The sequence below is a fragment of the Fulvimarina fulva genome (genome assembly GCF_039652615.1).
In the GTDB taxonomy this organism is placed as follows: Bacteria; Pseudomonadota; Alphaproteobacteria; order Rhizobiales; family Rhizobiaceae; genus Fulvimarina.
Genome location: NZ_JBDJAC010000009.1, coordinates 68,492 through 90,487 on the forward strand (window position 1 = coordinate 68,492; position 21,996 = coordinate 90,487).

Genomic DNA, 21,996 nt, shown 5'->3' on the forward strand with positions numbered 1-21,996 from the left:
TATACTGTTTCCGGCTGATCAGGCCGGGGACGGTATCCAAGCCCGCGCGGCGTATGTGCGTTCTTTAAATCCGTCATCGCGAAGCGATCAAACGGATTTCGTATTGTCGCGTTCTCGTCGTCATCCTGCAGTCGTAAGGGGCCGGCGGCCTGCGGTTCAGGAGGTTTTCAGGACCCCGCGGAGCGATGGCAACGCGTATTCCTTCGGTATCCTCAGAGATCGACGCTCTTTCGCCGCCTCTCTCGTCATTCCCGGCCTTTGAGGCGAGGATCCAGAAAAGCCGACGGCAAGAGCGCAGTCTTCAGGTCAAATCCTTGATAGCAACACCGCCTGGATCCTCGGGACGGATCCCGAGGATGACGGATGCGGGGATTTCAGCGTCGACAGGCGAGCCCCGGCACCGATGGTCCCATACTACCCTTAGGAAAGAGCCTCACCCCATCTTGCATTGATCGACATAGGCGTCGGAATAGTCCTCGAAGATCGTTTCCTGAATCTCGGTCTGGTACTTTCCGTCATCCCGCTTGGCGACCTTCACGAGGTAGAAGTCCTGAACCGGAAAGTGGTTCGGGCCCATCTTGAAGTCGCCGCGCAGGGAATCGAAGTCTGCCGCTTCGAGGCCGGCGCGGATCGCGTCGGTATCGCTCAAATTGCCATCGGCGGCCTTCACGGCACTGTCGATCATCTGCGCCGCGTCATAGCCCTGCATGGCATAGAGGCCGGGAACGCTGCCGTATTTCTCCTCATAAGCCTTGACGAAGGCCCTGGACTGCTCGTTGTCCATGTTCGGCGCCCAGGTCGCACCGCCGAAGAAGCCGACGGCTGCATCCTGCTGGGCCGGAAGCGTGGTCTCGTCCACCGTAAAGGCGGAAAGGAACGGGATCGTTTCGAGGCCTGCCTGCCGGTACTGCTTGACGAGATTGACGCCCATGCCACCCGGCATGAAGGTAAACACGGCATCGGGCTGCATCGCAGCGATCTGCGCGAGCTCGGCGGAGAAGTCGAGCTGCCCGAGCTGGGTGTAGATCTCGTTCGTCACCTCGCCCTTGTAGGAGCGCTTGAAGCCCGCGAGCGAATCCTTGCCGGCCTGATAGTTCGGCGCCATCAGGAAGACCCGTTCGAAACCCTGATCCTGGGCGTATTTGCCGAGGACTTCGTGCACCTGATCGTTCTGATAGGAAACGACGAAGAGGTTCTTGTTGCAGCCCTCGCCGGCAAACACCGACGGCCCGGCATTGGGACTGATCAGGAAGGCGCCGGCATCGGTCACCGGCTTGGCGATCGCCGCCATGATATTGGAGAAGATCGGACCGACCACGAACTCGGCGCCATCGCGCTCGACGAGCTCACGCGCACGGTTCGCCGCGACATCCGGCTTCAGCTCGTCGTCGACCGTGGTGATCTTCGTCTCGACGCCGCCGAGCTTTCCGCCCATTTCCTCGACAGCCAGCATGAAACCATCACGGCCCTGTTCGCCAAGAACGGCGCCGGGGCCCGAGAGCGTCAGCATGAGGCCGATGTCGAGGGTTTTGTCGGCAGCGTCCTCTGCAAGCGCGCAGGTGCTCAGCGCCGTCGCCGCCATCAGGCCGAGCGCTGCGATCTTGAACGATTTCATTGTCCCTCCCCCGGCGGCTTCCCGCTGGCGCACTGATGGCGCCATGCTTCGGTCCCGCCCTGTCATGATTGCTTTGCAGCCGGAATCGACCGCCTGAGCCGAGTTTATACAGAAAACATTCCGCCGCAACACAACCGGGCCGCCAGCGCTCAGGCCCCGAAATCGAGGCCCATCTCGCGGTAGCGCTCCGGATCGTCACTCCAGTTCTCGCGAACCTTCACGAACAGGAAGAGATGCACCTTGCAATCGGCAGCTTCCGTAATGTCGCGCCGCGCCGCCTGCCCGATCGCCTTGATCGTCTCGCCCTTGTGGCCGAGAACGATCGCCTTCTGGCTGTCGCGCTCGACATAGATCGTCTGCTCGATCCGCACCGAGCCGTCCTTGCGGGTCTCCCAGAGCTCGGTTTCGACGGTCGATGAGTAGGGCAGCTCCTGATGAAGCCGCAGGAACACCTTCTCGCGCGTGATCTCGGCGGCCAGCTGGCGCAGCGGCAGATCGGAGATCTGATCTTCCGGATAGTACCACGGGCCCTCGGGCAGCGCGCCGGCGAGCCATGTCATCAGGTCCTCGCAGCCCGATCCGTCGAGGGCGGAAATCATGAAGACCTGATCGAACGCGACCTTGTCCACGATCTGTTGGGTGAGGCCAAGCAGCTTGTCGCGCTTGATCCGGTCGATCTTGTTGAGAAGAAGAACCTTTCTCTGGCGCACGTCCTTCAGGCGCTCCAGGATCGTCTCGACCTCGGGGCTCACGCCGCGCTCGGCATCGACGATCGCAAGCAGGATGTCGGCGTCCTTCGCACCAGACCATGCGGTCTTCACCATGGCGCGGTCGAGCCGGCGGCGCGGGGTAAACACGCCGGGCGTATCAACGAAGACGATCTGGGTGCGATCCTTGATCGCAATCCCGCGCACCAATGCCCGGGTCGTCTGCACCTTGTGCGTGACGATCGAGACCTTGGTGCCGACCAGCTGATTGACGAGCGTCGACTTGCCGGCGTTCGGCGCGCCGATCAGCGCGACAAAACCCGAGTGCGTTGCCCCTTCTGGAGCGGCCGCTTCACCGCCGGTGTCACCGTTCTCGCTCACGCTTCATCCTTCCAGACTTTCTCGCGGATCAACATGGCCGTGGCCGCCGATTGCTCGGCAAGGCGTTTGGACGCCCCCTCGCCTTCCGAGGATTCGACGCCGGCAATGCTGACCTTTATCCTGAATTTCGGGTTATGGTCTGGACCGGATCGATCGACGACCTCGTATCGCGGCGGCTCCGGCCCGCGCTGATGCGCCCATTCCTGAAGGGCCGTCTTCGGGTCCCGACGGGCGGCGACGCTCTTGTTCAGGCGCTCGCCCCAATGGGTTTCGATGAAGACCCGCGCATCGTCCAATCCCGAATTGAGATAGATCGCGGCGATCAGGGACTCCATCAGGTCGGCACGGATCGACTTGGTACGCGAGGCCGCAAGCTTCTTCAGATCGCCGCCCTGGCGCACGAACTCGTAAAGCCCGATCTCGTCAGCCACCGCCGCGCAGGTTTCAGCATTGACGAGCGAATTCAGCCGCAGGCTGAGCTCGCCCTCGTCGGCGTTGGGAAACATTTCGAAGAGCTTGTCCGCGACCACGAGGCCAAGCACCCGGTCGCCAAGAAACTCCAGCCGTTCATAGGAACGGCCATCGCCCTTGGACGATCGAAAGCTCGAATGGGTCAGGGCGCGCTGCAGGCGATCATGGTCGGAAAAGCGGACACCGATCCGCTTTTCGAGCTCGGTGAGCGGCTTGGGGCGTGCGCTCATGCCCTTATCATCCGAGCCAGTCGAATATGCGCGAGACGCGAATTTCGCTTGGCCATTCCCAAATCTCCAGGGGCGAAGCACCGCCGCCGATCGAGAAGAAAATGACCTGCGCCTTGCCGACGAAGTTCTCGAACGGCACGTAACCGACATCGAAGCGACTATCGAGCGAATTGTCCCGGTTATCGCCCATCATGAAATAATGGCCTTCGGGAACGAGGAACTCGCGCGTATTGTCACCCGGCAGATCGTCGCCGAGATTGAGCGTCATATAGCTCTTGCCGTTGGGAAGCGTCTCGCGGAACTGCGCGATCTCCTCGCCATCCTCGCCGACGAAGGTGCCAGCTGGCACTCTCGGCACCGCCGTACCATTCAGATAAAGAACACCTTCGCGCATCTGCACGCGGTCGCCGGGAAGGCCGACCAGTCGCTTGATGTAGTCGGTGTCCTCTTCGCCCGGCTTGCGGAACACGACGATATCGCCGCGGGTCGGATCGCTGGCCAGGATGCGCCCTTCGAAGAGCGGCAGCGAGAGCGGCACCGAATAGCGCGAATAACCGTAGCTCCACTTGGAGACGAAGAGATAGTCGCCGATCAGGAGTGTCGGCATCATCGAGCCGGACGGAATGGAGAACGGCTGAAAGAGCAGCGTGCGAATGACGAGAGCCAGAAGCAGCGCCTGAAAGACAACCTTGATCGTCTCGCCAAAACCGCCCTTCTCGGCATCTTTCGAAGGTTTCGATGTCTTGCGCGTTGTCTTCATGGCCCCACCCTTGGCGTCACCTGCCGGATTGGCTTCACGGTTTTTCACCGCGCCATGCTCGCCTATCGTCTGACCAAGACCATCGTCGGTCGGCTTTCGGGTCGGATCGACCATCCTTGTTCAAACCTTTCGGAACGACCGAAACATGCCACGGCCACAAACGTTAAGGCGCTTTTAGCCACCATGCCTCTCAGGGGCAATGCGCGAAAACACCGAGAAAGCAAGCGCTGCGGAAAGGTGACAGGTGCTCATCCGGTGAGGGCGGATTTGGCCCGTTCGAGTTTCAGCTGGGCAAGCCGTGCCGTACGCCGGGTCTGAAACCGGCAAACACCGGAATGTATGATCCAGTAAGCCAAGCCCGCAGCGACGAGCCCAATCGGAATTCCGCCGACCAGCATGGGCTTCAACATCGGCTCCCAGATCGCCGACACGTTCATCTCGCGCAGGGCATGACCGATATGATGCGTGGAGCCCACCTCGCCCCGGCCATAAAGGATCTTCGATCCGCACTCGAAGGTCAGCGCCCAGATGAAGGGAAAGGTCAGCGGGTTGCCGACGACGGTACCGAGCGCAGCGGAGGCCATATTGCCCCCGATGACATAGGCGATGGCGAAAGCCAGCAGGAAATGAAAGCCGATGAAGGGCGTGAACGAAGCGAGCACGCCGGCGGCAAATCCCGCTGCGATCGCGTGCGGCGTCGCGTGCAGCCGCAAGACCCGCTTCTTGAAATAGAGAAAGGAGCGCTGAAACGAAACACGCGGCCAGAGCCAGAGCCTGGCTCTTTCCCAGAAGATTTCCGGCTGACGTCTTCGAAACAGCATTGTCTTCGGTTTTCATCTCCCGCCGGTCGAGGCAGGCGGCTTTCGTTCAAGGCAGGATCTAGAGCGAGCGGCTACCGGGTTTGATCGGCGTTATGGCGGCAAGTTCTGGCGGAATTTGGTCGGCCGGATAGGCCGGCACCTCATATTCGGCGAGCGCGATCAGCGGCACGCCGACATCGGCCTTGCCGGCCGAGCGATCGATGATGCAGGAGGCAGCCCGCACATCGGCTCCGATCTCCGTCAGGCAGGCGACGGTCTCGCGGATCGACAGGCCGGTCGTCACGATATCCTCGACGACGACGACACGGGCGCCTTTCGGCAGTTCGAAGCGGCGCAGCTTGAACACGCCGTTCTCCCGCTCCACCCAGACGGCGGGCACCTTCAGATGGCGGGACGTCTCATAGGCCGGGATGATCCCGCCGACAGCGGGGCCGACGACGTAATCGACGGGACCGTCGACACGCTCTGCGATCGCATCGGCCATTGCCTTGCAGAGCCGCTCGGTCAGCCCGGCATGCATGAAGACGCGTGCCTTCTGCAGAAAAACGGGACTGCGCAGACCGGATGTCAGGATGAAATGGCCTTCGAGATAGGCGCCCGCCTCGCGGAAGATAGCCAGAACCTCGTCGGTCGTCATGAAAACACCTTTCTGCAAACACGCGCGGCTGCCAGGGACAGCTGCGCACCTTTTGGCCCGGACAGACGAACAGGACTGCACAACCGCCCGTTCGACCCGTCCGAGGGAACCACGGATCCATTTCCCTTCGGTTTAAAAGCTCACGGCCCGGCTATCAACCAAAACGGCATAACATCGCCAACACGACCCCGGCAGCGTTACCGAAACGCGAAAGCGGCGCTCCGTGAAGCGAAATCGACCGTTCGCCCTGAGCCGTCAGATTCCCGAACGGTACACCCGAAACGCCGTGCTCGTTTTCGGAATCGCGCATTATCCGTTGACCCGTTCGACGGTCGACACGCATTCCTTGCTGCGGATCTGGGACAGCGTCCTGTTCAGATGGTTCACGTCCCAGACTTCGAGGTCGAACACCATCAGGGTGAAATCAGACGCCGCCGACTTCATCTCCAGCTTGTGGATATTCGCGTCGTTCTGGGCGATCGTCGCGGCGATCTCGGCAAGCGAACCCGGTTCGTTGATCGCCGAAACGGAAATGCGCGCAGGGAACCGGTGGTCGAAATTCTCGTCGATGTCCCAGCGTACATCGACCCAGCGCTCCGGATGATCTTCGAAAGCCATCAACGCCGGCGACTGGATGGGATAGATCGTGATCCCCTTGCCCTGCTCCAGAATCCCGACGATGCGGTCACCGGGGACGGCGCCGTCTTCGGAAAAGGTAACCGGCAGGTCGCCCCCGCCGACGCGGATCGGCAGGGCGGACGAACTGATCTTCGGCTGCGGCTTCGGCTTGCCCGGCACGCGAAAGATCATACCCGCCGCGCTACGCAGGTTGAACCAGCCATCCTGGGGATCCCGCTCCGTCCGGCGCGTGACGCGGGTATCCTGATAATCCGGATAGATCGCCCTCAGGACATCGAGAGAAGGCAGCTCACCCCGGCCGACGGCGGCGAACGCGTCCTCGATGTTCTGATGACCGAGCTTTCCGAGAACGGATTTCAGCATCTCGACGGAAAAGGGCTTGCTCGAACGGGTAAAGGTGCGCTCGATGATCTGCCGTCCGAGGCCGGAATACTGCTTGCGGATATTGGCGCGGGACGCCCGACGGATCGCCGACCGCGCCTTGCCGGTGACGGCGATGTTCTCCCAGGCAGCTGGCGGAACTTCGCCATCGCCGCGAATGATCTCCACCTCGTCGCCATTTTGAAGTTCGGTCACCACCGGCATGATCCGGCCGTTGATCTTCGAGCCGACGCAGGAATTGCCGATCTTGGTGTGGACCGCATAAGCGAAATCAATCGAGGTCGCGCCGCGCGGCAGCGCGATCAGCCGTCCCTTTGGCGTGAAGCAGAACACCTGATCCTGGAAGAGCTCCAGCTTGGTGTGCTCGAGAAATTCCTCGGAGTTGTCGCCATTCGCCAGAAGCTCGATGGTATGGCGCAGCCAGGCATAGGCATTCGAATCCTTCGACAGCTCGACCGAGCGGACGACCTCGCCATCTTCCGCCGTCTCGTCCTTGTAGATGGCATGGGCCGCGATGCCGTATTCGGCGATGCGATGCATTTCCTGGGTGCGGATCTGAAGCTCGACGCGCTGCCCAGCCATGCCGATCACGGTCGTGTGCAGCGAGCGATAATCGTTTTGCTTGGGCGTCGAGATGTAATCCTTGAACCGCCCCGGCACCATGCGCCAGGACCGGTGCACGATCCCGAGCGTCCGGTAGCAGTCCTCTTCACTGGCGACGACGACGCGGAAGCCGAAAATGTCCGAAAGCTGTTCGAAGGAGAGCTTCTTGCGCTGCATCTTCGAAAAGACCGAATAGGGTCGTTTCTGCCGGCCGGAGACCTTCGCGTCGATCCCCTTCGCCTTGAGACGCTCGGTGAGTTCCTCCTCGATCTTGCTGATCGTTCCGGCATAGCGCCGCTTCAGTTCGGCAAGGCGCTCCGTCAGCGTCTCGTAGGCTTCGAGATTGACATGGCGAAAGGCGAGATCTTCCAATTCCTCGCGCATGTCCTGCATGCCCATGCGGCCGGCGAGCGGCGCATAGATATCGAGCGTTTCCTGGGCGATGCGGCTTCGCTTTTCTGCGCGCATTGGCCCGAGCGTGCGCATGTTGTGGAGACGGTCCGCGAGCTTGACGAGGAGAACGCGAATATCGTCCGCGATCGCGAGCAGGAGCTTGCGCAGGTTCTCGGCCTGGGCCGCGCGCTTGGAAACCAGATCGAGGCGCTTGAGCTTGGTCAGGCCTTCAACGAGCTGCCCGATACGCGGACCGAAGAGCTGGTCGATCTCCTTTCGGGTCGCGTCCGTATCCTCGATCGTGTCATGAAGAAGCGCCGTCGCGATCGTCGCCTCGTCGAGGCGCAGGTCGGTGAGAATCGCGGCAACTTCAAGCGGATGGGAGAAATAGGGATCGCCGGTGGCGCGCTTCTGGGCGCCGTGCTTCTGCATGGCGTAGACATAGGCGCGGTTCAGCAGAGCCTCGTCCACCTCCGGGCGATAGGCCGCGACCTTCTCCACCAGTTCGTATTGGCGCATCATCGCCGCGTCGCGCTTTCATCCATGCAGTCGAGGGCGCTATCAAGAGCCCCGAAACGAAAAAAGGAGCATGCCCCGTCAGGGCACACTCCTTAACAATAGTCAGCTTTCAAGCACCGCGGTAGGCCCAGGCGGCATAAGAAACCGCTGAAAAGGCGAATTGCGGCGCGCGCTTAGTAGTCGTCGGTCTTTTCCGGGGCAACGAGGCCCTCGATGCCGGCGAGAAGCTCGTCCTCGGACATGCGATCGAAGGTGACCGCATCGTCGGACTTGTCCTGAATCGCAGCTTGCGGGGCCGCAGACTCGGAGCGTTCGGTCGGACGTGTGTCTTCCGGCTCGTCGACCTCCACATGCTTCTGCAGCGTGTGGATCAGGTCTTCCTTCAGATCTTCCGGCGACAGCGTCTCGTCGGCGATCTCGCGCAGCGCGACGACGGGATTCTTATCGTTGTCGCGATCGACGGTGATCGGGTTGCCCTGGCTGATCTGACGGGCGCGATGGCTGGCCAGGAGCACGAGCTCGAAACGGTTGTCGACCTTATCGACGCAATCTTCTACGGTGACGCGGGCCATGCCTGTCTCCTCATGCCGAATAGCGGTATGGTTGGAATCGTCGTCTCATTACCGGATAGGCGGACCCGCCACAAGGCCGTCGCCGGAAAAACAGGCCAGCGGCTTCAATAAAATCGCAAACCACCTTGATATAGACCTATTTGTCACTGTACCGGAGCCCACTCAATACCCTCCCGATTTGGCGGCCAGATGTTTATGGGAAACGACCCATCCGCCCAATAGACTAGCGAAAGTTGAATATATGTTCGATCAACGCGAGAAAATTGCACTTTTTATTGACGGCGCAAATCTCTACGCAGCCTCACGCAATCTCGGTTTCGATATCGATTACAAGAAAATGCTGACCTTCTTCGAGAAGAAAGCTTATCTTCTGCGAGCCTACTACTACACCGCGCTGATCGAAGATCAGGAGTATTCCTCCATCCGCCCGCTGATCGACTGGCTCGACTACAACGGCTACCGTGTCGTGACAAAGCCGGCAAAAGAGTTCACCGATCAGACCGGCCGCCGCAAAGTCAAAGGCAACATGGATATCGAACTTGCCATCGATGCCATGGAACTGTCGGACACGGTGGATCACTTCGTCTTGTTTTCCGGGGACGGTGACTTCCGCTCGCTGGTCGATGCCCTGCAGCGCAAGGGTCGCAAGGTCTCCGTCGTCTCGACACTGTCGACCCAGCCGCCGATGATCTCCGACGATTTGCGCCGCCAGGCCGATCATTTCATCGATCTGACGAGCCTCAAGAACGATATCGGCCGCAGCCAGGCCGAGCGAGATGCCCGCCTTGCCCGCCGCGCGAACACGGACAGCGTCGATGAGGACGAGGACGACGACTACTGATCGTCGGCCTGATCGAAGACGATGAGCGAGATCGGCCCGACCGAACCGCCCCGCGACTGTCCGCTCTGCCCGCGACTGGTGGAGTTCCGCGACGAATGGCGGGCCAAAGAGCCCGATTGGCACAATGCGCCGGTGGCGACATTTTATCCCGAAGGCGGCGCGGACGCCGTTCGCCTTCTGATCGTTGGCCTTGCACCGGGCGTTCGCGGCGCGAACCGGACAGGACGCCCGTTCACAGGCGACTATGCCGGCACGCTGCTTTACGGCACGCTGAACAAACACGGGTTTGCGAACGCCAAGTTCGATGCCGACCCGGATGACGGCCTGAAGCTTTTCGGCACGGCCGTCACCAATTCGGTTCGGTGCGTGCCGCCCCAGAACAAGCCCGTCGGAGCCGAGATCAACACCTGCCGGCAATTCCTGACGGCAACGATCGCATCGCTGAAGAACCTTCGGGCGATCGTCACGCTCGGTCGGATCGCGCACGACTCGACCGTGAGGACCCTCGGTCTCAAGCTGAAGGACCATCCCTTCAGCCATGGCGGGCAGCTGCCTGCCGGTTCTTTCACGCTGTTTCCGACCTATCACTGCTCCCGCTACAACACGAATACGGGTCGGCTGACGGACGAGATGTTCGATCAGGTCTTTGAAAACGTCGCGCGTTTTCTCGAAAAAGCTTGATTCGACCAAAGAAAAAACCGGCCCGCTTTGGACGGACCGGCTTTTCTCAAGTCTCGCGAAGACTTTATTTTACCGCATGGCGGATTAGCGGACGGTCTGGCGCACCTGCTCGTTCGCGATGGTACGGTCATAGTCCGAACCCGGAACGGTCTGCGATGCGTTCACGCTCGGAGCGCTGGTTCCAGCGCTCATTCCGCTGACCGCATTGCGGGTCTGCTGTTCTGCGATTTCGCGATCGTAGTCCGAGCCCGGAACCGTTTGGCTGTAGCCATAGACGCGGGTGGCGTCGATCGCCGTCGAACGCGAGACGTCCGAAACGCTGTTACGGGCAGCTTCCGCATCCTGGGTCTGGAAATAGTCCGAGGCGCCGAAGCCCTGCGCGCTGGCAGGTGCTGCAATTGCGGTTGCGACGAGGGTGGCGGCAATCAAAGTGGTCTTGAACATCGTGTAGTCCCTTTATCGATCAGGCCCCGTTCGGTCTTGTTTTGACCTTGTGCTCGGGGCCTCGTTGGCGGCGCTGTTTGCGTCGTCTTGTGAACCCAAGATGGTTCACACGTGATCGATCTTGAAGGTGGGTTTCGGTGAACAATCCGTCGCTTAACGCCCCAATCACAACCGCATGATCAGTGAAGCCAAATGGTTTTTTGAACAATCCCTGTTTTGGGAAGCCGAGCGAAGCAGCTCTCCCAAACGTGAACGGGTGCTCAAAGTAGGAGCGCCCGTTCAAACTTGACGTCAGATGCTGATGGGCCGGTCAGCGCATCACGGGCATGGAGAACTCCGCCCCGTCCTTGATGCCGGAGGGCCAACGACTGGTGACTGTCTTGGTCCGCGTCCAGAACTTGATCGAGTCCGGACCATGCTGGTTGAGGTCACCGAAGACCGAACGCTTCCAGCCGCCGAAGGAGTGATAGGCCATGGGCGTCGGGATCGGCACGTTGACGCCGATCATGCCCACCGGCACCTTCGAGGCGAAATCCCGGGCCGCATCGCCGTCACGGGTATAGATCGCAACGCCGTTGCCGTATTCGTGGTCCGTCGGCAGGGCGAGCGCCTCGTCGTAATCCTTGGCGCGCACCACCGAAAGAACCGGACCGAAGATCTCTTCCTTGTAGATGTCCATGTCCTTTGTGACATGGTCGAACAGGCAGGCACCGACGAAATAGCCGTCTTCATAGCCCTGCATCTTGAATTCCCGACCATCGACCGCGAGCGTGGCGCCTTCCGAAACACCCTTTTCCACCAGTGCGAGGATCTTCTCTTTCGATGCCTTGGTGACCACCGGGCCGAAATCGGCTTCGCTGTCGGTATAGGGACCGATATTCAGGGCTTCGATGCGCGGGATCAGCTTCTCGACGAGTGCGTTCGCCGTCTCCTCGCCCACTGGCACCGCCACCGAGATCGCCATGCAGCGCTCGCCGGCCGAACCATAGCCCGCCCCGATCAGCGCGTCGGCGGCCTGATCGAGATCGGCGTCCGGCATGACGATCATATGGTTCTTGGCACCACCGAAGGTCTGGGCACGCTTGCCGTATTTCGCGGCCTCCGCATAGACATAGGCGGCGATGGGCGTCGAGCCGACGAAGGAGACGGCACCGATATCCGGATGCTTCAGAATTCCGTCGACCGCACCCTTGTCTCCGTTGACGACCTGGAGAATGCCCTTCGGAAGGCCGGCCTCCATCATCAGCTCCGCAAGCCGCATTGGAACCGATGGATCGCGTTCGGAAGGCTTCAGAATGAAGGCATTGCCGCAGGCGATCGCCGGCGCGAACATCCACATGGGGATCATGGCCGGGAAGTTGAACGGCGTGATCCCGGCGCCAATGCCGACGGGCTGGCGGATCGAATACATGTCGATGCCAGGGCCCGCGCCTTCGGTGTATTCGCTCTTCTGGAGATGCGGAATGCCGATGACGAATTCTGCGACCTCCAGCCCGCGCTGGATATCGCCCTTGGAGTCCTCCACCGTCTTGCCGTGCTCGGAGGAAAGAAGCTCCGCAAGCTCCTGCATATTGTCGTTCAGAAGCTGAACGTATTTCATGAAGACGCGCGCCCGGCGCTGCGGATTGGTGGCGGCCCAGGCCGGTTGTGCCGCCTTTGCCGCATCGACCGCGCGCTGCAGGTCGTCGGCGCCCGCCAGAGCGAGGGTCTTCGTCACCTGACCCGTCGCCGGGTTGTAGACGTCCGCCGTCTGTCCGCTCGTGCCAGCGACGCGTTCGCCGTCGATGAAATGGCCGATCGTTTCCATGAAATCCTCCTCAGGTGATTGGGTCGCCCCAACCTGACGCACAATTTCGCTCAAACCAATCCCTTGAAACGCCAATCCGTTGTGCAAAAAGTGTAGTCCTCGAGGGTGGACAGGACTTACCGATGAACTGGGATGATGTGCGGATCTTTCTCGCCGTGGCTCGTGCGGGCCAAATCCTCGGCGCGGCGCGGCGCCTCGACCTCAATCACGCAACGGTCGGGCGGCGGCTGTCGGCGCTCGAAGCCGATCTCGGCGCGCAACTTCTTCATCGCCGGCCAAACGGCTGCGAGCTGACCCAGCAGGGCCGCAGCTTTCTCACCCAGGCCGAGCGGATGGAGGCGGCGAGCATCTCCGCGCGTTCGCAGATCGCCAATGCCGATGTCAGTCTCTCGGGAACCGTGCGGATCGGCACGCCGGATGGCTTCGGCACCAGCTTTCTCGCCCCGCGCCTCTGGCGTCTCGCCGAACTCCATCCGAACCTGACGATCCAGCTCGTCCCCGTCCCACGCGCCTTTTCGATCTCGCGCCGCGAGGCCGATATCGCCATCACGGTAGAACGGCCCGAACATGGACGTCTCGTCGCCGGAAAGCTCACCGATTACGCCCTCGGCTTCTATGCGGCGCGCACCTATCTCGATCGGCACGGCAGGCCGGAAAGACTGGCCGATCTTCAATCCCACCGCCTTGTCGGCGCCGTGGAAGACCTCCTCTATTCACCTCGCCTTTCCTACTTCGCCGATCTCCTTGCCGAATGGCCGTCCCGCTTCGAGGTGTCGTCCGCCATGGGCCAGCTGGAGGCGGTCGCGGCGGGCGCCGGGATCGGCATCCTCCACGGCTTTTCCGCCCACCGGCGCGGCGAACTTGTCCGCATCCTGCCCGATGAGCGGATCACGCGCAGCTATTGGCTGGTTTTTCACGAGAGCGTGCGCGATGTCGCCCGCATCGCGGCCGTCGCGGACTTCATCCGGGAGGCCGTGGAGGCGGAAAAGGCGCTCTTCGGATCCTCTGGAACGACGGCATGAACCGCCTGGTCGCCCTAGCATCGTCGGCATCTTCGCGGCAGGTGGCGTTTGGTCCGCATGGCTGGGCCTGTCCGATCTCATCGCCTGGCACCACGATATCGCAAACTGCGCGCCGGTGCTTGCGCTCGACAATTCGAGCTTTTGGCTCACCGGGTTCTGCGCGCCCGCCCTCTTTGTCTTTCTCGGAGTCTCCTCCGAGAAAGTTCATGCGGCAGTTCTGGCGTCTGCGGTCATAGTCTTTCTCGCCCTGCCGGCTCTTGGATATTTGATCCTCTCGTCGGACGCGGCCGAGCAAGGTTATGAATGACGGGACGCGCCGACGCTCTTTTCGCTGCAAGCCTACGAAGTCCCACGACTGGGATCATGCGAGCGGACCCTGTCCGACCCGCCCGCATGAAATGAAGGTCAGGCCTGCGTGGCGAACGCCTTGTCCATCGCCTTGCGCTTCAGGTCAGGCGGCATCGCCTCGGCGGCAAGCGTCTGAACCGCTTCCTCTAGCCCCATGGCCGTCTGGTCCTTCGAACCGAGACGGCGGATGTTGACCGCACGCTCCTCGGCCTCGCGTTTGCCGCAGACGATGATGACCGGCACCTTTGCCAAGGAATGCTCGCGGACCTTGTAGTTGATCTTCTCGTTGCGAAGATCGGTCTCCACCTTGAGGCCGGCGGCCCGCAGGATTTCGGTCACCTCACGGGCATAATCGTCGGCGTCCGAGGTAATCGTCGCAACGACAGCCTGCTGGGGTGCGAACCAGAGCGGCATGTGACCGGCATAGTTTTCGAGGAGAATGCCGAGGAAGCGCTCCATGGAGCCGCAGATGGCGCGGTGGATCATCACAGGCCGCTTCTTCTCGGAGTTCTCGTCGATATAGAAGGCGCCGAAGCGCTCCGGCAGGTTGAAGTCCACCTGCGTCGTGCCGCACTGCCATTCGCGGCCGATCGCATCGCGCAGGGTGTATTCGAACTTCGGTCCGTAAAACGCGCCCTCGCCTTCGAGAATTCCCGTCTTGATCTTGCCGCCGGACTTCGCTTCGATCTCCTTCAGGACATCGCCCATGATCTTTTCGGCGTGATCCCAGTTCTCGTCCGAGCCGACGCGCTTTTCAGGTCGGGTCGACAGCTTCACCACGATCTCCTCGAAGCCGAAATCGGCATAGATCGAGAGGATGAGATCGTTGATCCGCATGCATTCGGCGGCCAGCTGCTCTTCGGTACAGAAGACATGCGCGTCGTCCTGCGTGAAACCGCGCACGCGCATCAGCCCATGCAGCGCGCCGGACGGCTCGTAACGATGGACATTGCCGAACTCCGCATACCGGATCGGAAGCTCGCGATAGCTTTTCAGGCCATGCTTGAAGATCTGCACATGGCCCGGACAGTTCATCGGCTTGATGGCGAACACCCGGTGATCGGCGTCCTCGTCGTCCGGATGGGTGAAGGCATGGGCCGACTTCACCGCGAACATGTTCTCCTGATACCAGCCCCAGTGGCCGGAGGTCTCCCACAACGACTTGTCGAGGATCTGCGGCGCGTTCACCTCGTCATAGGTGCCTTCGAGCCGCCGTCGCATATAGGACACCAGCGACTGGAACATGCGCCAGCCCTTGGAGTGCCAAAAGACGACGCCCGGCCCCTCTTCCTGGAAGTGGAAGAGATCCATCTCGCGGCCAAGCTTGCGGTGGTCGCGCTTTTCGGCCTCTTCGAGCATGGTGAGGTAGTTTTTCAGCTGCTCCTTGGAGGCCCAGGCCGTGCCATAGATGCGGCTGAGCATCGGCCGCGTGGAGTCCCCGCGCCAGTATGCGCCGGCCGTCTTCATCAGCTTGAAGGCGTCGCCGATCTGGCCGGTCGACGCCATATGCGGCCCGCGGCAGAGATCGAACCAGTCACCCTGCCTGTAGATCTTCAGGTCCTGATCCTCGGGGATCGCATCGACCAGCTCGACCTTGAAGCCCTCGCCCTTCTTGGCGAAGACGTCGCTGGCCTGGGCGCGCGACCAGACCTCCTTGGTGAAGGGCTTGTTGCGCTGGATGATCTCGCTCATCTTCTTTTCGATGACCGGCAGATCTTCCGGCGTGAACGGCGTTTCGCGGGCAAAATCGTAGTAAAAGCCGTTCTCGATGACCGGGCCGATGGTCACTTGCGTGCCCGGCCAGAGCTCCTGCACGGCCTCGGCCAGCACATGGGCGCAGTCGTGCCGGATAAGTTCGAGGGCGCGCGGATCGTCCCGCGTCAGGATTTCGAGCGCGCCGTTCCGGCCGACGGGATCGGCCAGATCGCGCACCTCGCCGTCGAGCGCATAGGCGACGGCCTTCTTGCCGAGAGATTTCGAGATGCCCGTTGCGATCTCAGCGCCGCTCGTCTCAGGCGCGTATTCCTTGATCGAGCCATCGGGAAAGGTAAGGGAAACGGCTTCCGCCATCGGTCTGCTCCTGGTGGTCCAGTCCCGCCAACGAGCGCGGGTGGGGTGATAAATGAGCGCCCACATGCTCTCGGACGCCGGGCCGATATATGCTGAAGCCGCGACCGGCTCAAGCGAAAGGTAACCGAGCACAGCCGCGCATTTGGAGAAGTTGTTCCGCAAGGAAAGAAATTACTTGACGTAGCGTTTATATAGGGAATATTATTGATTTCGTAGCGCTATGTTTTAAAAGCCAACAGTCACTCCTAGCCGAGGATGTTGTCGCAATGCGAAATTTGGCATGCATTTTGATCTTCAGCATGAGCATGATTGCCTCAAGCGCTTATTCGCATCCAAAATGCAAGATAAAACTACCGTTCAACGGATGGATGGAAGGTTGTCCGCATATACATAGATCTTCGAATTCCGGTAGCTCAACAATGCCATCGCTTACACCGAGTGAAATCTATATCGTAAATAGATCAGGACAGCCTCTTAATTATAATATAAGACCGAAAGGTGGGGTTTGGAGTAGCAACACGCTTGAATCTGGGTCTGGGGCAACAATTCTGTGCGACAACTGTAATACAGAGGCATTTGAATTCGAGATGTGGACCAATCAAGTCAAGGTTCATTATGATTTAGATAATCAAGAGAGATATTCTTTAGAATGGAACCAAAGCAAAAATGCGTTTGACATATATCAACTGACCGATTGAAATATGATGACATACTCGAAGCGTTTCGCATTCCTTCTCGGCCTTATTATAGCGGCTTTTTTATTTCTTAATATTTCATACTCGCAGTCCATACCCGAAGAAACTCCCACAACACAAGAGGCAACGCCATCTCCCGAATCTAAGTCGCGCAACTCTCCAACCTCACAGGGTATTAAGAGGGCAGGCGCGGCAAGCCTGATGACAAACAGAGAATTTTGGCTATCAATAGTAATCTTGATATTTGGAACGTTTATTTTGACCATAGAATACTTTCTTCTTCGTAATGTTGTAAAAGAAAAAACTGATCATATCGCCAAGATTTACACGGTAACCTTGATTATCATAGGCACATTGGTCCTAATAAGTAGCGGCTTCACAAATGAACAAATCGCACCTGCGCTTGGTCTATTCGGAACTATAGCAGGATACCTACTCGGCCGATCCGATTCCCTCCGCGAGGCGCAGAGAGAAAATGAGAAAGGCAGCAATTCAACCGAGTAGTTTACAGATGCCATTGCGCTGCTCAACAAAAAATACAATTTTATTTATTTCTATATTTACAGAAAAGATTTAATTTTATCGATTTATTAATTGAAGAGTGAATATCTCTTAGCGTGAAGCGACCGCATAACATACACCAATTTCGCTGAATTTTAGCTTCTTTACTACGAAGCACTTAGACCAAAATGCTTCTATTTTGCTGTCTCTCTCCTATCCTTGATCACGCGAGATAGGCGAGTATTATCAGATTTCCAGGCTGGCTATAAGAACCGAAGGTCATAAAGGGGACGCGACGTCGAATTGTCTCTGATCGCATAAGCCCGTATTTTTTTAGCCAGGGACGTGTGAAGGAGTTGCTTCGATGAACATCGAGTTGCTGCAGCCAAAGCCCTTCGATCTCGTTTCGAATACCATCCTCCTTGCCGGAAATGCGGTCGCTTTCGAAGGCACCTTGAGCGTCTCCGTCAGCGAAGGCCATGACGAGATCATCAGCTTCGTCCAGGTGGGATCGACCTCGATCCGTCAATTCCAGGGCGAGATCGACATCCCGAGCGATGTGGCGTTCAAGCTGAGCCGGTTGTTCGTCACCGTGTCCGACGATACCGCCGGCGGCGGAGAAGCGCCGCCCCCGATGGTGACGGTGCCGGTGTTCTACGGCCCGATGATCCTCGAGGGCTATGTCGGCTTCCGCAACTATACCGTCCAACGCGGTGACAGTCTCTCGGCGATCGCCCAGCGCTTCTATGACGATCGGGGCCAGTTCCGGGTGATCCAGCGGGCGAACGCCCACATCATCGAAGACCCCAACGTGATCTTCCCCGGCCAGGTGCTGCGCATTCCGGTTGCGGACTAACGGCGAAAGCTAGTCCGGCACGTTGTCGATGCCGCCCCTGCCGAACGGACCGCATCGCCCGACGCGTTTGGCCGTCAGCCAGCCGCCGCGCAACAGCCCGTGGCGGGCGATCGCCTCATATCCGTATTCGGAGCAGGTTGGCAGATGCCGGCAATGGCCGCCGATCAGCGGCGAAAAGGTGAGCTGATAGGCGCGGATAAGGCCCGTGCCGATCAGGCGGCCGGGCGTCTTGCGCCATGCACCATCGTAGTTACGGGACATCGTCGCCTACCGCAGGATGTGAGAGATCAAGAGACCGGTGCTCGCCAGCACCTTCAAGAATTCGCTCAGACGAACGAAGCGAGATAGCACCCTGCGCCATCTCCCAACGAATGTCCCAGGCTTCGGACGGCGTCGCAATCAGCGTCATCGCTTCGAGACGACCATAGCCGCCTTCGTCAGGCCGCAGCGGTTTCCTTGGCCGAACCGGCCTCGATCTGGTCGAGGGCTGAGACGACGGCATCGAAGGTCAGCAAGGTGGACGCGTGGCGCGCTTTATACTCACGCACCGGTTCGAGATATTTGAGATCCGCAAAGCGACCTTCGGGTACAGGACCGTTTTCCTTCAGCATGGCGCGCATTTCTTGACGTACCGCGCGAAGCTCGTCCGGCGTCGCGCCGATGATGTTGCGGGCCATGACCGATGAAGACGCCTGCCCCAGTGCGCAGGCCTTCACCTCATGCGCGAAATCGGACACGGCCCCGTCTTCGAGCTTCAGATCGATCGTCACGGTCGAACCGCAGAGCTTCGAATGGGTCGTGGCGCTCGCATCCGGACTTTCGAGCCGGCCCGTTCGCGGGATGTTGCCGGCCAGTTCGAGGATGCGCGTGTTGTAGACGTCGTCGATCATAATGCGAACCTGCTATTTATCTCCCCTTGCGGATCGCAAAGGCGATTCCGCCAGGATATCCCGCGTTTCTTGTCTATCATTCGTCGCTTGACGCCATTATATAGGCCCGACAACGAGAGGCCGAAAGGTCCAGGCTCTTGTCAACTGCGCAGCCGGGGCACCTTGCCGCGGCAAGCGATTTGATCGTACGGCGAAACTGGAGACGTCGTGACCAAGGATACCAAGACGACCCTGCCGGTCCCGACCCAGGAAGCCCCCGATGTCCACTCCGTGTGGGTGGCAGCGCGTATCCCGCATCTGAGGGAGAAATTTGCCATGGAAGCTGTCGTGAAGCAATTTCCGGATCGCTCTCAGATCGAGGATAGCGAACGGCCAGACCGCGCCGAAGCCGAGGAAGCCGTCCGCACGCTTCTGCGCTGGATGGGCGAGGATCCTACCCGCGAAGGCCTGCTCGAAACCCCGGCTCGCGTCGTCAAAGCCTATGACGAGCTGTTCGGTGGCTACAAGCAGGATGCTGCCGATGTGCTCGGCCGCACCTTCGAGGACGTCTCGGGCTACGAGGACATGGTTCTCGTCAAGGACATCGACTTCCATTCCCATTGCGAGCATCACATGGTGCCGATCATCGGCAAGGCCCATGTCGCCTATGTGCCGAATGGACGGGTTCTTGGCCTCTCCAAGATCGCCCGCCTCGTCGACATCTACGGCCGCCGGCTGCAGACCCAGGAATCGATGACGGCGCAGATCGCCGACGCCATGCAGCGGCTGCTTCAGCCCTCGGGCGTCGCGGTCATGATCGAAGCCGAGCATCTCTGCATGTCGATGCGCGGTATCCGCTCCAAGGATGCGACCACGATCACGACGGCCTTCAACGGCGAATTCAAGACCGACAAGGAATTGAGCCGCCGCTTCATGAAGCTCGTCGGCCAGTCAGCCTGATCGCGCGTCGATGTCGGCCAATTTCGCAGAACCTGCCGAGGCCCGCGAACAGGAGGAGGGTTCGACCCTTCGCCCGCGCTTCGATGCCAACGGCCTCGTGACGGCCGTCGTGACCGACTACGAAACGGGCCGGCCGGTGATGGTTGCCCACATGAATGCCGAGGCGCTCGAACGCACGATCGAGACCGGCATCGCCCATTACTGGTCGCGCTCGCGCCAGACCCTCTGGAAGAAGGGCGAAACCTCGGGTGCTCTCCAGACTGTCCACGCAATCCACGTCGACTGCGATCAGGACGCCGTGTGGCTTTCCGTCACCTCCGCCAAGCCGGAAGACACCTGTCACACCGGGCGCAGCAGCTGCTTCTACCGCCAGATCGATTTAAAGAACCGAAATCTTATTCCTTCAATTTCGTGAAAGTTCGCACCTGTAGACTGGGGATCTCGCCGATCTGGAGGAGACGAACAGGAGATCGAAGGTGCGAAGATGCTGCAACGAGTACTTCATTGGCGCGAACATGCCGAGCCTGTTCTTGTGAAGGACGATAACGGCCCCTCCAATTTCGACAGGGATCAATCATCGGAGCCGCAACGGCGGCGCAAGGAAGATCGTGAGGGCATAGCCTTGGCGCTCGGAGGCGGCGCGGCAAAAGGCTGGGCGCATATCGGCGTGATCCGCGCCCTCGAAGAAGCGGAAATTCCGATCTCGATGATCGCCGGAACCTCCATCGGCGCGCTGGTGGGAGGATGCTATCTCGCCGGCAAACTGGACGAGCTGGAAGCATTCGCGCGCTCGCTGACCCGGCGCGGCATGTTCCGCTTTCTCGATTTTCATCTCGGCGGCTCCGGTCTCATCCGGGGCATGCGCCTGTCCGACCGGCTCACGGACTCCCTCCATGGCATCGCCATCGAGGACCTGACACGACCGTTCGTCGCCGTTGCGACCGATTCCCGCTCGGGCCACGAGGTCTGGATCGACAGCGGTTCGCTGGTGCTCGCGATGCGCGCCTCCTATGCCCTGCCCGGCGTGTTCGGACCGGTGGACTGTGCCGGACGGCGTCTCCTCGACGGCGCACTGGTCAATCCTGTGCCCGCCAATGTCTGCCGCACCATGGAAGAGCGAATGGTGGTCGCCGTCAATCTCAGCCAGGATCTCTACGGCCGGGCAGCGGTTGTGCGGCTCAAAGCCTGCGATACGGATGCCTCGACCAGCGGCATTGGCCATGAGCGCCGCCATACGGATGCAAGCCGCGCCAGGCACGAACGGTTCGGCATCCTGCGCTCCATGGTCGACGCCTTCAACATCATCCAGGACCGCATTTCGCGCGCGCGCCTGGCCGGCGACCCGCCGGACCTTTCCATCATCCCGCGCGTGCGCGAGATCGGCATGTCGGAATTCAACCGCGCCGGGGAAGCGATCGATCTCGGCTATGAGGCAGCGAGATCCCGGATATCGGAAATCAGGAAGATCGCCATGGAGGCCGCCCGGATCAACGAGTGATCCCGGCGACCTTTCAAGACCATCGGTTTCATGCCGATTTTCGGCAGCCCGGAAGAATTGACGCAGTTCGTCGGCCGAGCACTCACCGATGGGCGAATATCCTTGTCAGCTGCTCGGCTGCAGCTTGCAACGGGTTCAGTCGTTTCGCGGATATCCGAATTCCGCGTCCCGCCAGGCGAAGTGTCAGCTGGTATGGATATAGTCCCGCATCATCGAAGCCTCGGCCTCGGCTTCGGAGATCTTGCGCTTCACGACATCGCCAATTGAAACGAAACCGACGAGCGCCTCGTTTTCATCGACGACAGGCAGGTGGCGGAAACGTTTTTCCGTCATCAGCTGCAACGCCGCATCGATCGTCATGTCCTCGCGCACCGTGATGACCTTCGGCGTCATCGCCTCCTTGACCGGATGCTTGAGAATGTCGGGTCCGCTTGCCGCGATCACGCGCACGATGTCACGCTCCGAGACGATGCCCGCCAATCGCCCGTCGTCCTCGACGAGAATAATCGCGCCGATCCGCTTTTGCGAAAGAACCGACGCAACCTCCGCCAGAGTCACATTCGGCGTCAGGGTCGTCACGTCGCGCCCTTTATCTTCCAGAATTCGCCTGATCGTCATGCCATTTCACTCCCGATTTACGGCACCCTTTGACCATATCGTGCGACGGAGTGTCCT

Annotated in this window: 20 protein-coding genes and 1 pseudogene; 7 read left to right on the forward strand and 14 right to left on the reverse strand. The window is 60.1% G+C overall.

From position 1 onward, the window contains the following. Nucleotides 1-433: 433 nt before the first annotated feature. The 8 genes from ABDX79_RS13540 to rpoZ all read right to left on the reverse strand — a co-directional run bounded on the left by ABDX79_RS13540 (nucleotide 434) and on the right by rpoZ (nucleotide 8,729). Nucleotides 434-1,615 carry an ABC transporter substrate-binding protein gene (locus tag ABDX79_RS13540; RefSeq protein ID WP_346220834.1) on the reverse strand — a complete coding sequence of 394 codons (1,182 nt, stop codon included), beginning with the start codon at nucleotides 1,613-1,615 and terminating at the stop codon, nucleotides 434-436. Between the two features lie 149 nt (nucleotides 1,616-1,764). Beyond that, nucleotides 1,765-2,703 (reverse strand): GTPase Era, encoded by a 939-nt coding sequence (gene era, locus ABDX79_RS13545; protein WP_346220835.1) that lies wholly within the window; start codon nucleotides 2,701-2,703, stop codon nucleotides 1,765-1,767. Then, entirely contained in the window at nucleotides 2,700-3,404 is a 705-nt protein-coding gene (rnc, locus tag ABDX79_RS13550) for a ribonuclease III (protein WP_346220836.1), read from the reverse strand. Before rnc ends, era begins: the two co-directional genes overlap by 4 nt. Before the next feature lie 7 nt (nucleotides 3,405-3,411). Further along, nucleotides 3,412-4,164, reverse strand: a complete 753-nt coding sequence (gene lepB / locus ABDX79_RS13555; protein ID WP_346220910.1) for a signal peptidase I — start codon at nucleotides 4,162-4,164, stop codon at nucleotides 3,412-3,414. Between the two features lie 248 nt (nucleotides 4,165-4,412). Further along, complete coding sequence (locus tag ABDX79_RS13560; RefSeq protein WP_346220837.1) at nucleotides 4,413-4,985, reverse strand: DUF2062 domain-containing protein; 573 nt, start codon at nucleotides 4,983-4,985, stop codon at nucleotides 4,413-4,415. 58 nt (nucleotides 4,986-5,043) lie between these two features. Continuing rightward, nucleotides 5,044-5,622: an orotate phosphoribosyltransferase gene (gene pyrE, locus ABDX79_RS13565; RefSeq protein ID WP_346220838.1), complete on the reverse strand. Its 579-nt coding sequence runs from the start codon at nucleotides 5,620-5,622 to the stop codon at nucleotides 5,044-5,046. A 309-nt stretch (nucleotides 5,623-5,931) separates the two neighbouring features. Next, complete coding sequence (locus tag ABDX79_RS13570; RefSeq protein WP_346220839.1) at nucleotides 5,932-8,160, reverse strand: RelA/SpoT family protein; 2,229 nt, start codon at nucleotides 8,158-8,160, stop codon at nucleotides 5,932-5,934. Nucleotides 8,161-8,330: 170 nt separating this feature from the next. Next, on the reverse strand, nucleotides 8,331-8,729 hold the full coding sequence (rpoZ, locus tag ABDX79_RS13575) for a DNA-directed RNA polymerase subunit omega (RefSeq protein WP_346220840.1): 399 nt from the start codon (nucleotides 8,727-8,729) through the stop codon (nucleotides 8,331-8,333). A 241-nt stretch (nucleotides 8,730-8,970) separates the two neighbouring features. Between rpoZ and ABDX79_RS13580 the strand changes: the two genes are divergently transcribed. Continuing rightward, nucleotides 8,971-9,570 carry a LabA-like NYN domain-containing protein gene (locus ABDX79_RS13580; protein ID WP_346220911.1) on the forward strand — a complete coding sequence of 200 codons (600 nt, stop codon included), beginning with the start codon at nucleotides 8,971-8,973 and terminating at the stop codon, nucleotides 9,568-9,570. 21 nt (nucleotides 9,571-9,591) lie between these two features. Then, a complete protein-coding gene (locus ABDX79_RS13585; protein WP_346220841.1) occupies nucleotides 9,592-10,251 on the forward strand; it encodes a uracil-DNA glycosylase in 660 nt (219 codons plus the stop codon). Between the two features lie 84 nt (nucleotides 10,252-10,335). Here ABDX79_RS13585 and ABDX79_RS13590 read toward each other — a convergent pair whose 3' ends face one another. Beyond that, a complete protein-coding gene (locus ABDX79_RS13590; RefSeq protein ID WP_346220842.1) occupies nucleotides 10,336-10,695 on the reverse strand; it encodes a hypothetical protein in 360 nt (119 codons plus the stop codon). A 310-nt stretch (nucleotides 10,696-11,005) separates the two neighbouring features. After that, nucleotides 11,006-12,502 carry a CoA-acylating methylmalonate-semialdehyde dehydrogenase gene (locus tag ABDX79_RS13595; protein ID WP_346220843.1) on the reverse strand — a complete coding sequence of 499 codons (1,497 nt, stop codon included), beginning with the start codon at nucleotides 12,500-12,502 and terminating at the stop codon, nucleotides 11,006-11,008. Nucleotides 12,503-12,624: 122 nt separating this feature from the next. Between ABDX79_RS13595 and ABDX79_RS13600 the strand changes: the two genes are divergently transcribed. Further along, nucleotides 12,625-13,524, forward strand: coding sequence for a LysR family transcriptional regulator (locus ABDX79_RS13600; RefSeq protein ID WP_346220844.1), 900 nt, complete (start codon nucleotides 12,625-12,627; stop codon nucleotides 13,522-13,524). A 405-nt stretch (nucleotides 13,525-13,929) separates the two neighbouring features. Here the strand turns inward: ABDX79_RS13600 and thrS are convergent, their stop codons facing one another. Beyond that, complete coding sequence (gene thrS, locus ABDX79_RS13605; protein ID WP_346220845.1) at nucleotides 13,930-15,942, reverse strand: threonine--tRNA ligase; 2,013 nt, start codon at nucleotides 15,940-15,942, stop codon at nucleotides 13,930-13,932. A 1,560-nt stretch (nucleotides 15,943-17,502) separates the two neighbouring features. Between thrS and ABDX79_RS13610 the strand changes: the two genes are divergently transcribed. Beyond that, nucleotides 17,503-17,994, forward strand: coding sequence for a LysM peptidoglycan-binding domain-containing protein (locus ABDX79_RS13610; RefSeq protein WP_346220846.1), 492 nt, complete (start codon nucleotides 17,503-17,505; stop codon nucleotides 17,992-17,994). A 12-nt stretch (nucleotides 17,995-18,006) separates the two neighbouring features. On the opposite strand, the pseudogene yidD reads toward ABDX79_RS13610, so the two are convergent. Continuing rightward, nucleotides 18,007-18,255: pseudogene (yidD, locus tag ABDX79_RS13615) on the reverse strand (membrane protein insertion efficiency factor YidD); the annotation flags it as partial. A gap of 176 nt (nucleotides 18,256-18,431) precedes the next feature. Beyond that, on the reverse strand, nucleotides 18,432-18,884 hold the full coding sequence (locus tag ABDX79_RS13620; protein ID WP_346220848.1) for an iron-sulfur cluster assembly scaffold protein: 453 nt from the start codon (nucleotides 18,882-18,884) through the stop codon (nucleotides 18,432-18,434). A 315-nt stretch (nucleotides 18,885-19,199) separates the two neighbouring features. On the opposite strand from ABDX79_RS13620, the gene folE reads away from it, so the two are divergent. The 3 genes from folE to ABDX79_RS13635 all read left to right on the forward strand — a co-directional run bounded on the left by folE (nucleotide 19,200) and on the right by ABDX79_RS13635 (nucleotide 21,321). Beyond that, entirely contained in the window at nucleotides 19,200-19,823 is a 624-nt protein-coding gene (gene folE, locus ABDX79_RS13625) for a GTP cyclohydrolase I FolE (RefSeq protein ID WP_346220912.1), read from the forward strand. 10 nt (nucleotides 19,824-19,833) lie between these two features. Further along, nucleotides 19,834-20,238 carry a phosphoribosyl-AMP cyclohydrolase gene (hisI, locus tag ABDX79_RS13630; RefSeq protein ID WP_346220849.1) on the forward strand — a complete coding sequence of 135 codons (405 nt, stop codon included), beginning with the start codon at nucleotides 19,834-19,836 and terminating at the stop codon, nucleotides 20,236-20,238. 69 nt (nucleotides 20,239-20,307) lie between these two features. Continuing rightward, nucleotides 20,308-21,321 carry a patatin-like phospholipase family protein gene (locus ABDX79_RS13635; RefSeq protein ID WP_346220850.1) on the forward strand — a complete coding sequence of 338 codons (1,014 nt, stop codon included), beginning with the start codon at nucleotides 20,308-20,310 and terminating at the stop codon, nucleotides 21,319-21,321. Nucleotides 21,322-21,504: 183 nt separating this feature from the next. Here the strand turns inward: ABDX79_RS13635 and ABDX79_RS13640 are convergent, their stop codons facing one another. Further along, a complete protein-coding gene (locus ABDX79_RS13640) occupies nucleotides 21,505-21,939 on the reverse strand; it encodes a CBS domain-containing protein (RefSeq protein ID WP_346220851.1) in 435 nt (144 codons plus the stop codon). Between the last annotated feature and the right edge of the window lie 57 nt (nucleotides 21,940-21,996).